General features: G+C 71.6%; 12 protein-coding genes. 5 read left to right on the top strand and 7 right to left on the bottom strand.

From position 1 onward, the window contains the following. Positions 1 to 1,848: S8 family serine peptidase (locus LQV45_RS07585; protein ID WP_230006471.1), on the bottom strand; the 1,848-nt coding region annotated here is incomplete at its 3' end. Between the two features lie 151 nt (positions 1,849 to 1,999). Between LQV45_RS07585 and LQV45_RS07580 the strand changes: the two genes are divergently transcribed. Beyond that, positions 2,000 to 2,551 carry an ECF transporter S component gene (locus LQV45_RS07580; RefSeq protein WP_230006470.1) on the top strand — a complete coding sequence of 184 codons (552 nt, stop codon included), beginning with the start codon at positions 2,000 to 2,002 and terminating at the stop codon, positions 2,549 to 2,551. Here the strand turns inward: LQV45_RS07580 and LQV45_RS07575 are convergent. Beyond that, entirely contained in the window at positions 2,548 to 3,132 is a 585-nt protein-coding gene (locus tag LQV45_RS07575) for a TetR/AcrR family transcriptional regulator (RefSeq protein ID WP_230006469.1), read from the bottom strand. The two genes, LQV45_RS07580 and LQV45_RS07575, sit on opposite strands and share 4 nt — an antisense overlap. A 57-nt stretch (positions 3,133 to 3,189) precedes the next feature. Between LQV45_RS07575 and LQV45_RS07570 the strand changes: the two genes are divergently transcribed. Next, entirely contained in the window at positions 3,190 to 3,951 is a 762-nt protein-coding gene (locus LQV45_RS07570; protein ID WP_230006468.1) for an SDR family oxidoreductase, read from the top strand. Positions 3,952 to 3,969: 18 nt separating this feature from the next. Here LQV45_RS07570 and LQV45_RS07565 read toward each other — a convergent pair whose 3' ends face one another. Genes LQV45_RS07565 through LQV45_RS07555 form a run of 3 tightly spaced genes read right to left on the bottom strand, consistent with a single transcriptional unit; the run spans position 3,970 to position 6,658 of the window. After that, positions 3,970 to 4,536, bottom strand: coding sequence for a hypothetical protein (locus LQV45_RS07565; protein WP_230006467.1), 567 nt, complete (start codon positions 4,534 to 4,536; stop codon positions 3,970 to 3,972). Beyond that, on the bottom strand, positions 4,533 to 4,880 hold the full coding sequence (locus LQV45_RS07560) for a hypothetical protein (protein ID WP_230006466.1): 348 nt from the start codon (positions 4,878 to 4,880) through the stop codon (positions 4,533 to 4,535). The genes LQV45_RS07565 and LQV45_RS07560 overlap by 4 nt, the downstream gene beginning before the upstream one ends. Next, positions 4,877 to 6,658, bottom strand: a complete 1,782-nt coding sequence (locus LQV45_RS07555; RefSeq protein ID WP_230006465.1) for a TIGR03767 family metallophosphoesterase — start codon at positions 6,656 to 6,658, stop codon at positions 4,877 to 4,879. The genes LQV45_RS07560 and LQV45_RS07555 overlap by 4 nt, the downstream gene beginning before the upstream one ends. Positions 6,659 to 6,809: 151 nt before the next feature. Here LQV45_RS07555 and LQV45_RS07550 point away from each other — a divergent pair, with 151 nt between their 5' ends. Next, on the top strand, positions 6,810 to 8,558 hold the full coding sequence (locus tag LQV45_RS07550; RefSeq protein ID WP_230006464.1) for an ABC transporter ATP-binding protein: 1,749 nt from the start codon (positions 6,810 to 6,812) through the stop codon (positions 8,556 to 8,558). Further along, positions 8,555 to 9,331 (top strand): energy-coupling factor transporter transmembrane protein EcfT, encoded by a 777-nt coding sequence (locus tag LQV45_RS07545; RefSeq protein WP_230006463.1) that lies wholly within the window; start codon positions 8,555 to 8,557, stop codon positions 9,329 to 9,331. The genes LQV45_RS07550 and LQV45_RS07545 overlap by 4 nt, the downstream gene beginning before the upstream one ends. Before the next feature lie 6 nt (positions 9,332 to 9,337). On the opposite strand, the gene LQV45_RS07540 is transcribed toward LQV45_RS07545, so the two are convergent. Beyond that, positions 9,338 to 10,471: a M15 family metallopeptidase gene (locus tag LQV45_RS07540; RefSeq protein WP_230006462.1), complete on the bottom strand. Its 1,134-nt coding sequence runs from the start codon at positions 10,469 to 10,471 to the stop codon at positions 9,338 to 9,340. Between the two features lie 124 nt (positions 10,472 to 10,595). Between LQV45_RS07540 and LQV45_RS07535 the strand changes: the two genes are divergently transcribed. After that, positions 10,596 to 12,191 (top strand): Rv2578c family radical SAM protein, encoded by a 1,596-nt coding sequence (locus LQV45_RS07535; RefSeq protein WP_230006461.1) that lies wholly within the window; start codon positions 10,596 to 10,598, stop codon positions 12,189 to 12,191. 50 nt (positions 12,192 to 12,241) lie between these two features. On the opposite strand, the gene LQV45_RS07530 is transcribed toward LQV45_RS07535, so the two are convergent. Further along, positions 12,242 to 14,344, bottom strand: coding sequence for a DEAD/DEAH box helicase (locus tag LQV45_RS07530; RefSeq protein ID WP_230006472.1), 2,103 nt, complete (start codon positions 14,342 to 14,344; stop codon positions 12,242 to 12,244). Positions 14,345 to 14,355 lie beyond the last annotated feature (11 nt).

Here is a 14,355-nt window from a genome sequence, read left to right as displayed (position 1 = left end):
GCGCGCGGCGAGACCGGCGACGTGCGGCGACGACATCGAGGTCCCCGAGAGGAACTCGAACGTCGGAGCTGCGCCCTCGGCGTTCGCGGCGGCGGCGAGGATCGCCACACCGGGAGCCGAGACGTCGGGCTTCAGCACGTCGCTGCCGTCGGCGAGCATCGGTCCGCGGCTCGAGAATCCGGCCACCTGCGGCGTCGGGGTCTCTTCGCCCGTGATGTTCTCGCCCACGAGGGTGGCCGTGGCATCCGGGGTCCCCTGCACGTAGGCGAGCAGGTCGTCGCGGTAGCGCGCGTCGATGTGGACGGTGGGCACCGAGTGAAAGTCGTTGTCGACCGAGGCCGGTGTGACGTTGACGAGGATCATGCCCACGCCGCCCGCGTCTTTCACGGCTTGCGACTTCTCGATGCGGGCGTTCTGTCCGCGATCGCACACGACGATCTTGCCGTCGGCCTGCGCGGCGTCGAGCGAGCCGAGCAGGCACAGCGCCGCGTTCGCCGGGTCGGTTCCGGAGGCGGCGATGTCGCCGGCGTAGACGACGGGGGCGGTGACCTCTTCCCCGGCGGGGACCGAGACCGAGGCCCCGGCCGCCTGGAACCCGTTCGGCAGCGTCACGGTGCCCTCGTACGTGGGAATCGTGGATGCCGCGACGGTGGTGTACCAGGGCGAGGCGTGGTCGGCGGTCGAGGCGTCCGGGCCGGAGTTTCCGGCCGAGGCGGCGACGAAGATGCCTGCCGCGGCGGCGTTGAAGAACGCCGCGTCCTCGAGGGCGAGGGTGGTCGTGGCCGAGCCGCCGCCGATGGAGTAGTTGATGACGTCGACGCCGTCGGCCACAGCGGCGTTGATCGCGCCGAGCAGGTCGCTCAGCGCGCAGACGTCGTCGGTGGTGACGAGCGGGTCGGGGCCGGAGTAGCACGCCTTGTAGGCGGCGACCTTCGCCGCCGGGGCGACACCCGAGATCGCGCCGAAGTCGATGCCCTCGACGCTGGCCTCGACGCCGTTGTTGCCGGCGGCGGTGCTGGCGGTGTGCGAGCCGTGCGCGTCTCCGTCGCGGGGCGAACGGTAGTCGGCCTCGAAGGTGAAGCCGGTCGCCGCGGCGCCCTGGTCGAAGTAGCGCGCACCGACGAGCTTGGTGGAGTAGTCGTCCACCGACCACCCGTTGCCGGTCGCCACCCGCGGCGAGCGGAAGTCGGTGCCGTCGGCCTTGCGGTACACGACGTCGTTGCCGTCGAGGTAGGGCTCGTCGCCCGGCGTCGTGCCGAGCGGGTCACCGGCGAACGACGGGTTCTCCGGGGCGATGCCGGTGTCGATCACACCGACCACGACGCCCGCACCGGCGGACTCGATGCCGCCGACCTTCTGCCAGACACCGCCGTCGCCCTCGAGCCCGAGGAACTCGGTCGACGGGACGGCCGCGGGGTGGCGGATCTCGTCCGGAACGACCTTCTGCACACCCTTGGTGGCGGCGAGCTTCGCGGCCTGGTTGGGATCCATCGCGGCGCTGAAGCCGTTGACCGCGAGCGTGTACGAGTAGTCGGCGTCGACTCCGACCTCGGCGGCGACGTCCTGCTGACGCTGCTCGAGGAACGCGGAGTATTCGCGGACCGCGTCGGAGTCGGTGTCCAACCGCGCGTCGTCGGACTTCGTGGCATCCAGGCCCGCCTCACCGCCGCCGTAGGTGGCGACGGGGGCTTCGTCGAGCACGACGATGTAGCGGCCCGTGGAGGATTCGATGGGTGTGGGGGGTGTCACCCCCTCGCCCACTTCGGCGGCCTGCACGGAAGTTACTCCGGCAGCGGTGAAAAGCCCGGCCAACGCGATGACCGCGGCCGAACGCAGGGTACGACCCATAGTGCGCTCCAAACGGGGGGATGAATTGAGCGATGTGCGCGACTCCAGCGGCGCGCGTCGCACAAACATAACTCACGGCCAATTCATCACCAACGGTTTCTTTTGGACTCCGTCCGTCAATCGGATGCCGCGACGCCGATACGCTGATCCCGTGTCGACCTCGCGTCTTTCCACCCGGGTCCTTCTCGTGTGCGCCGCGATCGGCGTGGGAACCGGCATCCTGGGCGGGGCGGCCGGCTGGCTGACCCTCGTGGTGTTGGCGACCGCGCCGTGGGCGTACGGCCTCGTGCTCGGGTCGCACGTGCTGCCCGGGATCATCGCGCAGCAGGTGGTGCGTCGACCCTGGGTCGCTCTGCTGACCCACGTTCTCGCGGCGCTCGTGGCCAGCGCGATGGCGCCGCAGTGGACCTTCCGGTTCCTCGGGACGGCGATCCTGTTCGGCGGCATCCAGGAGGGTGTCGCCGCTCTCACCCGCTACCGCGTGTGGGCGACCGCGCGTTTCTTCGTCTCGGCCGTGATCATCGGCCTGATCGTGGCGGTCGCGGTGTGGTTCGCCGCCGACATCGGCGCGCTCGCCCCGTGGGCGCGGATCACGTACCTCGTCGTCGGCGTGCTGGGCCCGGTCGTGTGGACCGCCGTGGGCCTCGCGATCGGGTCGGGACTGCGCGGCGCCGGCGTCGCGCGCGGGTTGTCGCGGCGCTAGCGCGTGTTGTGAGAGCCGGTGTCGAGTGCTCGTGCGGTGAGCGTCAGGATGTCGCGGGCGAGCGCCTCGTCGTCGCGTCCGGCTCGCAAGCCGGCGGGCACCTGATCATCGAGGAGGAGCCCGGCGAGGCCGTGCACGAATGACCACGAGCTGATGAGCGCGTCACCGGGTGTGTCGTCGCCGAAGGCATCGCGCATCACCGTGGCGGCTGACGCAGCACTCGCGACCGACTCGTCGCTCTCACCGCCGGTCGCGCCGGAGAACATGAGGCGGAAGAGCGCCCGATGCTCGAGCGCGAAGCGCACGTAGGCGAGTCCACTCTCCAGGAGGGCGTCTCGCGGGTCCGAGATGTCGGCGCGGGATGCGGCGAGCTTGTCGAACCCGGAGGCGGCGAGAGCCGTGAGCAGCTCGTCCTTGCTCGCGAAGTGGCGATAGGGCGCGTTGTGCGACACGTCCGCACGCCGGGCCACCTCGCGGAGACTCAGGGCACCGACGCCGCCCTCCTCGAGGAGCTCCTCGGCGACGTCGAGGAGCCGGGTTCTGAGGTCGCCGTGGTGATACGGGCGCGCCGAAGTTGACACTGCCAACATTCCTTCCCTACTATGTGGGCACTGCCAACATCCTAGAGGAGAATCACCGTGAAGAAGACCATCGCTCCCGATCGCGACGTCTGGATCATCGGGGCATCACGAGGCCTCGGCCGCGAGATCGCACACCAGTACGCGAACGCCGGTCGGTCGGTCGTCGGCTTTGCGCGATCCGCGATCGCCGACGCACCCTTCGGTCACGTCGCGGCACTCGATGCGAGCGACGATGTCGCGGTCGACGCGACCATCGATCGCACGATCCGCGAGCGCGGCACGCCGGCACTCGTGGTCTACCTGGCGTCGCAGCTCTACCAGGGCAGCATCCTCACACGGGTGGATGCCGACCTCGTCCGCGAGGTCGATGTCAACTACCTCGGGTTCGTCCGAGTGGCGCGCGCACTTGCCCGCCACAAGGATGCCGCCCACGCCACACGGCTCGTCGCGACGGCATCGACGCTCGGATACATCGGCACCCCGTCGCTCGACAACTTCAGTGCCGCGAAAGCCGCTCTCATCTCGTTCGCGCGCTCGGCGCGCTCCGAGCTCGGCGCTCGAGGCATCGAGATCGCCATCGTCTCGCCGCCGCACATGGAGAACGGTGCAGATCTCATCGGTCCCCAGCGCTACCCGATGTCGTGGGCCGCACCGCGGTTCGCGCGCGAAGCGGCGGGCCGACGCTCCGAGTACCTTCTCGGGTCATCGAACCGCAGTATGCAAGCCATGACGCGATACGTGCCCGGTCTGGCGCGGTCGATCATGCAGGGCATCGGCGCCGACGCTCTCGAACGAGGCGCGTCGAGCACTCACGCCTAGGCCGTGTTGCTCACCGGCCTAGCCGACCCGCACGCGCCGGGGGCGCACCGCGAGCCGCGCCCAGGCCCGGACGAGAACGGCGGCCACCCCGCCGACGATCACCCACGTCGCGAACGACCCGAGCCACCCGGTCACGAAGAAGCCGAGCAGCAGCGCGCCCACGACGAGCGCCCCGATCGCCAGCGCGGTCAGCATGGCGAGCAGCACGGCCCTGACCGGATGCCACACGAACGCCCGCAGGCCGCTCCACGCCGTGGCATCCGGGTTTCCCGCCGGTGAGACGATCACAACGGCGATGAGGAGTGCGGGGATCAGGGTCGCGGTCGAGACGATCGACAGAGCCCCCACCACGACGAGCGCGATCACCACGGCGGCGAGCGCGCGGAGGACTCGCGGGCGCACCGGGCCGGGAGCACCGACGAACACGACGACGGCGGTCGCCGCAGCGACGAGCGCCAGCACCGACCCGGCCAGAACGGACACGAACCCGAGGGATGCCGCGGGCGTCAGCCCCGGGATCACGCACAGCGCCTGCACGACGGCGTTCCCGAGCACGACGGCCGTGATGAGGAGCGCGCGCCTCACGGGGCGACCCCCGCGGCGTGGTCGATCACGGCGCTGACGCTGCCGGTGAACACGGTGTCGGAGTCGACCGTGACGGTGAAGCTGTCGGGGTCGGTCGACGGCGAGGTGGCGGTGACGGCCTCGCCCGCGGCGGTCGTGCCGGTGCATGAGATCGCGCCGTCGTCGGCGCGGGTGCAGGTGGGCACGGCTTCGAGCGCGATGCCCTTCTGCTGCAGCACGTCGATGGTGGCGAAACGCACCTCGGTGAGGTGGTTGCCACCCACGGGGGCGATCGCGGCGACCTGGGAGCAGCCGGCCAGCGCGATGACCGCCACCAGCGGCAGCGCGAACAGAGACCGCCTCACAGCCCCCGCTCCTTCTCGTAGGCGAGGATCCGCGCGCGCTCGGTGACGTGCTGCGCCTCGAGCTGGGCGTCGGTGATGACCGAGAGGTCGAACGGCGCCGGCAGCAGCAGCTCGGTGTTGCGGTCCAGCGGCGAGCCGCGGCGCATGAGCGGCGTCTCGGCCCAGTCGTTGGCGGCGAGCTCGCGGCTGCGGGATGCCAGGTCGGCGACGGATCCCGAGTTCCCGGGGACCGCGGGCGAGGCGTGGTCGAGGACCGTCGTAAAAAGCGAGAGCGTGCCGTCGCGGTTGTCGACGATCTCGACCACCTGCTGCTGCTGGGGGAAGTCGATGCACGACGCCGTCGTGATCTCCCAGAATCCTCCCGTCGGGGTGGTGTGGGGGAGGATCTGGTTCAGGTGCGTGTGGCCGTTGAGCCACCCGACGACGACGGAGAACTCCAGCAGCATCGCCACGAACTCCTCGGCGCCGTAGAGCTTCTCGTCCGCCCCCGGTCGGGTCGCGCGGTTCTCGAGCGTGAGGCTGTTGTGGTGGCTGAAGATCAGCGCCAGCACCTCGTCGCGCTGCGCGATCTCGAGCTGCGCGCGCAGCCACCGCATCTGCGACTCGGGCACCGCACCGTCCGGGCCGGCGACGGCGTTGCACGTGTCGAGTCCGAACGCGCGCACCCGCGGGCTGAGGTCGGCCTGCCACCACGTCTCGCCCGAGGTGAGGTTGTGGGTGGTGAACCCGTGTCCGACGGGTCCGGGCGTCGGCTCGGTGCGGAAGTGCTCGGCCATGAAGTCGCGCTGCTCGAACAGGTACCGCTCGGGGTTGGCCGTGACGTCCCGGAACCCCGGACCCCCGGATGCCAGACCCAGCGCAGCCAGCGTCTGCGCGAGCACGCTCGTGCCCGCGGCCCAGCCTTCGAGGGCCGTGGATGCCGTGGCATCCAGGGTGTACGACTTGCGGGCGCCCACGGCGAGCGAGCGCAGCTGCGGGCTGATGTTGAACGTGCCGAGCAGGAGCGTGTCGTGGTTGCCGTACACCGCGTACCAGGGCGCGGGGAGGCCCACGGATCTCACGGGCTGCGCGATCGCCTGGGCGAGCAGGTCGGGCAGGCGCGGGAAGCCGTAGTCGCCGAAGTCGCCACCGCTCGGGTCGCCGGGGCGGTACGCCCACGTCGCCTCGCTCCACGCCTGCACGCCCTGCCACTCCGGGCCGCCCGTCGCGGGGTCGACCGAGAGTCCGTCCATGAGGTCGATGTACCAGCGCAGCTCGAGGTGCGAGTGCATGTCGGCGCTGTCGCCCGTGACGATCGCGACGCTCATCGGCGCTCCGGTGAGCGGGCTGTACCGGGCGTCCGAGAACGCCTGCACCATCGCTGCCGTCGCATGGGGGCTCAGCGGATCCTGGGGGTGGAAGGCCGAGCCCCACGCGGAATGATCCTGCACGATCATCGGCTCGATGCGTCCCGGCGACTGCGCCTCGATGACGTGCAGGTCGGACAGGTGGCCGAGGTACAGCAAGGAGCGACGCGCGGTGGTGCGCGCGGCCGACGGCGAGCGCCGCAGCACGTCGATGCGCGGGACGTACGGCTCACCTGGCCCGGTCGTCAGCGTGCGGTACTTCCCCGAGAGGATCGACCCCTGGCGGATGGTCTGCAGGAGCGTCGTCGGGATCCCCGCCGCCGGCGTCGCTGCGCGCGCGAGCTGCGGTGCGAGCACGTCGAGACTGAGCCCCGTCGCGGCGGCAGCGGCGACGGTGGCGTGCAGGAATTGGCGGCGGGACAGACCGGTCACGAGATCATCCGTTCGGGCGGAGGAAGACCTCGAATGTACCGGTCACGGCGGGCACGGGTCGAGAGCGTCCAGCCTCGGTTCGATATCGAGACGTCGAACGCGCGGGTAAGGCCCACCTAAATAGACTGGAGTCCTCGCCGACAGGACACCCGTGACCGCCCACCCGCACCCGACCGCCGCGGCGCCCCGCACGGGCGTCGACGCCCTCCTGCGCCTGCGGAACGTCGCGATCACGCACCTCGACGCCGACCGCGCCACCCCCGCCGACGTGAGCCTCGACGTGCACCCCGGTGAGGTCGTCCTGGTGCTCGGTCCGAGCGGTTCCGGCAAATCCACGCTCGGCCTGGCGATGAACGGGCTCATCCCCCACGCGGTCCCGGCGGATGTGTCGGGGACGGTGACCGTCGGCGGACGGGATGCCGCGACCTCGCCGGTCGCCGAGCTCGCGCAGACGGTCGCGATGGTGTTCCAGGACCCCGACGCGCAGCTCATCACCGGCAGCGTGCTCGACGAGGTGTGCTTCGGGCCCGAGAACCTGCGGCTCCCCGTCGCCGCGGTGCTCGCCCGGGCCGAGGCGGCACTACGCCGCGTCGGGCTCTGGGAGCGACGCGATGACTCCCCCGACGTCCTCTCGGGCGGCGGGCGGCAGCGCCTGGCGATCGCGACCGCCCTGGCGATGGGCTCTCCGCTCCTCGTCCTCGACGAGCCGACCGCGACCCTCGATCCCACCGGGGTCGACGACGTCTACGCCGCGCTCCGCGACGTCGTCGCCGCGGGCGACCGTGCCATCGTGCTGATCGAGCACGACCTGGATGCCGCGATGGGACTGGTCGACCGGGTCGTCGCGCTCGACTCCGCGGGGCGAGTGGTCGCCGACGGCGACGTCGACGCGGTGCTGCGCGAGCGCGCCGAGGACCTCCACGCGCTCGGCGTGTGGCTGCCGACCGCGACGCTCGCGGCCCTGCGCCTGCGCCGCGCGGGGTACGCGATCCACCCGCTGCCGCTGACCCCGGGCGAGCTGCGCGCCGCCCTCGAGGCCACGGCGCGGCCCGCTGTGGCATCCGTCCCTCCGCACCCCCCGCCGCCCGTGAACCGCGAGACGCTCGTGCGCGTACGCGACCTGCGCGTCGCCCGCGGGCGCACGCCGGTGCTCCACGGGATCGATCTCGACATCGCGGCGGGTGAGTTCGTCGCCGTCGTCGGAGCCAACGGCTCGGGCAAGACGACCCTCGTGCAGGCCCTCGCGGGTGTGCGGCACCCGCCGCGGGGCGCGGTGCGCATCGACGGGATCGATGTGCGGAGAGCGTCGCCGCGCGACCTCGCCCGCCGCGTGGGCTTCGTCTTCCAGAACCCCGAGCACCAGTTCGTCGCGACCACGGTGTTCGACGAGATCGCGCACGGACTGCGGCGTCAGGGCCTCCGCGACGACGACGTGCGGCGGCGGACCGAGGACGTTCTGAGCCGCTTCGCCCTCGCGGACAAGGCCGAAGTGCACCCGTTCCTGCTCTCGGGCGGGCAGAAGCGGCGCCTGTCGGTCGGCACCGCGCTCGTCGGCGGCGCCCGCGTGCTGGTGCTCGACGAGCCGACGTTCGGTCAGGACCGCGCCCGCGCCGACGAACTCCTTTCGCTCCTCGATGATCTGCGCGCGGACGGCACGACGATCATCGTCGTCACCCACGACATGCAGCTCGTCGCGGAGCACGCAGACCGCGTGCTCGTGATGGATGCCGGACGCCTCGCCGCCGACGGCCCGGCCGACGAGGTGTTCGCCGACGTCGCCCTTCTCGCCCGCACGGGCTTGCACGCACCGCCCCTGCGTGCCGCGCTCGCCGGACTCGAACGGCATCCGGAACTCGCCGGCATCCGTCGGATGCGCGACCTGCCCGGGAGCGACCGGTGACCGCCCTGGCGGCGGCCCCCGTCGCACGCGGGGCGTTCCTCGGGGCGCTGAACCCGCTCGCGAAGATCGTGGCGGCGCTGCCGGCGATACTCGCCCTCGTCTTCGTCCGCGACCTCGCCACACCGGTGGCGTTCCTCGTGCTCGCCTACGCGGTGCTGCTCGTCGGTGCGCGTCTGACACCGCGCGTGCTCGTGCTCCTCGGGGTCGTGGTGCCGGCGTCGGTGGTCGTGGTGGGGCTCGGCTTCGCGCTGTGGATCGACCCGGTACGGACGGATGCCACGACCGAGGTGCTGCGCATCGGCGGCTGGGCCCTCACCGAGGGGGCGGTGGGCATCGGCCTCGCGACGGGCCTGCGGCTGGCCGCGATCATGACGCTCGCGTTCATCGGCGGCCTCACCACCGCGGGCACCGACCTCGTGCGCGCGATCGTGCAGCAGCTACGGGTGCCGTACCGCGTCGGATACGCCGCCCTCGCCGCGATCCGGTTCGTGCCCCGCTTCGGACACGAACTCGACATCATCCGCCAGGCGCACCGCGTGCGCGGAGCCCGCGACGGCTGGTTCTCGGCCCCCGCGCGCTGGCTCGGATACGTCGTGCCGCTGCTGGCCGGGGCGATCCGCCACGCGGAGCGCGTCGCGCTCGCGATGGACGCCAGAGCCTTCGGCGCCCACCCTGACCGCACCGAACGGCACCTCGTGCCCTGGCGCCGCCGCGACACCGTGTTCGTGCTGGCGTTCTGGGTCGTGTCGGCGGCGGTGTTCGTGGGGGTGTGACGGGCCTCAGTACGTCGGCGCCGCGGGGAGCCCGAAGAACTCCTCGAGCGTGGTGTATCCGCCGTCGTGGTACGCCTTCGCGAGCTCGGGTCCGATGTACCTCAGGTGCCACGCCTCGGGCTCGTACCCGGTGACGTCGATGCGCCCGATGTCATAGCGCGTGATGAACCCGTACTCCCACGCGTGGTCGCGGACCCACGCACCCTGCGACGACCCGGCGACGTCGTCGAGCGTCCCGCACGTCCGGTTGCAGGGCACGATGTCGACCGCGAGTCCGGACTGGTGCTCGCTGAAACCGGCCCGCGCGCTCTCCCTGTCGGCCTCCTCGACCCCTCCGACGGCGACGCGTCCGGCATAGGTCTGCTGCTGCGTCGCGTAGGACCGGAACGCGCTGAGGTACCCGATCTCGCCGACGCCGGCACCGGTGGCCGCGCGGACCATCGACGTCAGCGCATCGGCCGCCGGGCGGCGCACGGCCGAGTCCTCGAGGGCCCGCACGTCGTCGGGCATGACGAGGTCGCCGGGGCGGTAGTCCACCGGGTCGTAGGGCCGCTTCTTGTTCACCACGACCCACTGGCGATCAGCATCCGAGAGCGAGACGCACGGAGCGATCCCGGATGCCACGGCGGCACGGAACGCCTCCCCACCGCCGATCGCGGCGATCGTCGCGCCGTCATCGCCCGACGCGAGTGCGGCGGTGACGGCGGGGTCGTCGCACGGGGACTTCGGCGCCGGGGACTCGACGAGGATCGGGACGGGAAGCCCCTCGGCCGGCACCGCGGGGGGACCGGCCATCGCCGCCGCCACCGCGGGATCGGAGGCGTCGACTCCCTGTCGGGCACCGGCGATCGCCGTCCCGATCGCGACCGCACAGGCGACCACGACGATGACGCCGAGGGCGAGGGCCGCCAGCCGGCGGCGCACGAGGATCGGACGCTTCTGCCACCACGCGAGGAACGACAGCGGCGGCGAGTCCGCCTGCGCGCGCTGCTGCCGACGCTCACGGCGCAGGGGCGGGGCGGTGTCTCCCTCAGAGGCCGGGGCCGCGGGCTGCGGCGGAAGAGTGAGCGCCGCCGTCGCCCGTCGCTCGGCCTCCGCGCGCGCGGCGCGGCGGGGAGAGAGCTCGGGATCGGGCGACATCACTCGACCCATTCTCACCCGCGTACCTGTGCGGTGCGAATGGGGCGAGGTTTCGCCGATCCTCGATTTCGAATGTCATCGGTATCCGCTTGCTCTTTTTTCGTATCTCTGTTCCCATAGAGCGATGAGGTGGCAGGGACAGAAGCTCGGCGTCGACGACACGGCCGCGCTGCCCGGCATGGAGCGCATGGACGGGCTCGTGCGCTCGGTCACCACCCCGGAGTTCGCTGGCATGACGTTCCACGAGGTGGTGGCGAAGACCGCGCTCAACCGCGTTCCGGGCGCCTCGGCGATGCCGTTCGACTGGACCGTGAACCCGTACAGGGGATGCAGTCATTCGTGTGCCTACTGCCTCTCGCCGGACACGCTCATCCTGACCGCGGACAGGCTGCACGTCCCCCTCGCGGACGTGAAGGTGGGTGACGAGATCATCGGCACGGAGCAGCGCGGCGCCCACCGACGGTTCGTGCGCACCGAAGTCCTGGCGAAGTGGCCCACGCGCAAGCGAGCCTTCCGGGTGACCCTGGCCGACGGTACCGAGATCGTCGCGAGCGCCGACCATCGCTTCCTCACAGAACGCGGATGGAAGTTCGTCCGCGGCGCGATGCAGGGACCGGATCAACGGCCGTACCTGACGGCGTTGAATCGCCTGCAGGGTTTCGGCCTGGGATCCAGCGACCTCGATGCCGCCCGGACGTCCCCCGGCATCGTCGGGGCCGCTGTCAAGACCAGCTCCGACCTCCGCGTCGTCGCTGTGGAAGACCTGGGATATGAGATCGACATGGTCGACATCACGACCGGCACGGGTGACTTCATCGCCAACGGCGTTGTCAGCCACAACTGCTTCGCTCGCAAGACGCACGAGTACCTCGACCTCGACTCGGGTGCCGACTTCGACTCGCAGATCGTGGTCAAGGTCAACGTCGCCGACGTGCTGCGCGGCGAGCTGCGCCGCGGGTCGTGGGCGCGAGAGCCTGTGATGCTCGGGACGAATACCGACCCGTACCAGCGCGCCGAGGGGCGCTACCGACTGATGCCGGACATCATCGGCGCGCTCACCGAGAACCGCACGCCGTTCTCGATCCTGACCAAGGGCACGCTGCTGCGGCGCGACCTCCCGCTGCTCGCGGACGCCGCGAAAGAGGTCCGTGTGACACTCGCGATGTCGATCGCGGTGTTCGACGACACGTTGCAGCGGTCGCTCGAGCCCGGGACGCCCACCGCGGAAGCGCGCCTCGACACCGTCCGTGCCGCCACCGACGCGGGGTTCCGCGTGACCGTCTTCCTCATGCCGATCCTTCCGCACCTGACCGACTCGGTCGCCGCGCTCGATCACGCCCTCGGGCGTATCCGCGCCGCCGGTGCCGCGCGGGTCGTCTACGGCGCGCTGCACCTGCGGCCCGGTGCCAAGGAGTGGTTCCTGCAGTGGCTCGAACGCGAGCACCCGGAACTCGTGTCGTCCTACCGCGGCCTGTACCCCGGGGTGTCGGTCCAGGCGCCGCAGGCGTACCGGCGGTGGCTGGGCAAACGCGTGCAGCCGCTGCTGCGGATGCACCGCCTCGACGGGTGGGACGAGGACGACCACCCGCGCGGCCGCCCTCAGCCCGGGCTCGCCAGCCGCACCGCGACCGCGCCGCGGCTCGGCCCCGTGCGGACCACCGGGTCCACGGCATCCGCTCGCCCCTCCGTCGCCCCCGCGAGTGAACCCACCCTGTTCTGAGAACGCGAACGCCCCGCCCGCACGCGGCGGACGGGGCGTTCAACGGGACGTCAGGACGTGACGTTCGAGAGCTGACGACCCGCCAGCTCCTCGAGGACGTCGTCGCCGAGCTGCGTCTCCTCGAACGGCGCCGCGATCTCGGCACGCTCGAGCATCTCGGTCATGCGACGGCGACGCTGACGCGTGATGAGCGTCACCACCGTCCCCCGGCGACCGGCGCGGCCCGTGCGGCCCGAGCGGTGCAGGTACGTCTTGTACTCGTCGGGGGCATCGGCCTGGATCACCAGGTCGATGTCGTCGACGTGGATGCCGCGTGCGGCGACGTCCGTGGCGACGAGCACGTTGACGCGGCCCGAGGTGAGCTTCTCGAGGTTGCGGGTGCGCTTCTGCTGGTTGAGGTCACCGTGGAGGGCGACGGCGGCGATACCGGCCTCGTCGAACTGCTCGGCCAGCATCTCGGCGTACGCACGGGTGCGGGCGAACACGAGCGTCTTGCCCTCGCGGTCGACGAGCGAGCCGAGGATCTCGGCCTTGTCGCGGTGCTCGATCACGAGCACGCGGTGCTCGATGGTGCCCGAGTCCTGGTCTTCACCGGCGACCTCGTAGACGGCCGGCTCGACGAGGAACTCGTCGACGAGGGCCGCGACCTCGCGGTCGAGGGTGGCCGAGAATAGGAGCTTCTGGCTGCCCTCGGCGGTCGCGCGGAGGATCCGCTGCACGGGCTCGAGGAAGCCGAGCTCGCACATGTGGTCGGCCTCGTCGAGAACCGCGATGCTGACGTCGGACAGGTCGAGCTTGCCCTGGTTGAGCAGATCCTCGATGCGACCCGGGGTGCCGATGACGATGTCGACGCCCTTCTTCAGCGCACCGACCTGACGCGCCTGCGGCACACCGCCGTAGACCTGCGTCGTGAACAGACCGACGCTGCGCGCGATGGTCTGCACGGTGCGGTCGATCTGCAGCGCGAGCTCGCGCGTGGGGGCGAGGATCAGGGCCTTCGGCGAGCGGCCGAACTCGCGGCGCTGTCCGGCCTGAGCACGCAGAATGCTCTCGACCAGCGGGGCGCCGAACGCGATGGTCTTGCCGGAGCCGGTACGGCCGCGGGCGAGGACGTCGCGGCCCTCGAGGATCGGGGCGACCGTCGCCGCCTGGATCGGGAAGGGGTTCGCAGCCCCGAGACCGGCGAGCGCGCGGACGATGTTGTCGCCCAGACCCAGCTCGGCGAAGCCCGCACCGGTCACGGTCCCGGCATCCACGGCCTCCGCCTGAAGACGCTCGTGCACGACGTCGACGCGCTGCTCGTGCTCGGCCGAACGCTTCGGGGTGGCGTTCCAGTCGGCGCGGTTCGGACCGTCGGTGCGACGGGGACGGTCGTCGCGGCGCGGCCGGTCGTCGAAGGAGCGGGCCGGACGGTCGCTGCGGTCGAACGAACGCGCGGGGCGGTCGCTGCGGTCGAACGAACGCGCGGGACGGTCGTCACGCGCCGGGCGGTCGTTCCGGTCGAACGAACGGGCGGGACGGTCGTTCCGGTCGAACGAACGCGCGGGCCGCTCGTCACGCGCCGGGCGGTCGCTCCGGTCGAACGAACGAGCCGGACGGTCGTCGAAGGAGCGGGCGGGGCGGTCGTTCCGGTCGAACGAGCGGGCCGGACGGTCGTCACGGGCCGGACGGTCGCTCCGATCGAAGGAGCGCGCCGGACGGTCGTTGAACGAGCGAGCGGGGCGGTCGTCGAACGAACGGGCGGGGCGGTCGTTGCGGTCGAACGAACGCGCCGGACGGTCGTCACGGGCCGGACGATCGCTCCGATCGAACGAGCGCGCCGGACGGTCGCTGCGGTCGAACGACCGAGCAGGACGGTCGTTCCGATCGAACGACCGCGCGGGGCGCTCGTCGAAGGACCGACGGGGACGCTCGTCGCGATCGAACGACCGCGCCGGGCGATCATTGCGGTCGTACGACCGGGCCGGACGCTCGTCACGGGCCGGACGCTCGTTCCGGTCGAACGAACGCGCGGGGCGGTCGTCACGGTCGAAGGACCGCGCGGGGCGGTCGTTCCGGTCGAACGAACGCGCGGGACGCTCGTCGCGGCCGCGAGGCGCGGCATCCCGCTCGGGACGGGAGTAGCGGTCGTCGCCACGCGCCTGGCTGCGGATGCCGTGAGCCT

This window comes from Microbacterium sp. Bi128 (assembly GCF_918698205.1).
The sequence above is the reverse complement of the archived record's forward strand: the minus strand, read 5'-3'. Positions and strand labels throughout refer to the sequence as shown.

Coding starts and splice junctions, on each gene's coding strand:
- LQV45_RS07540 (WP_230006462.1), bottom strand. CDS start 10,471: ATGTCGCCCGATCCCGAGCTCTCTCCCCGCCGCGCCGCGCGCGCGGAG.
- LQV45_RS07535 (WP_230006461.1), top strand. CDS start 10,596: ATGAGGTGGCAGGGACAGAAGCTCGGCGTCGACGACACGGCCGCGCTG.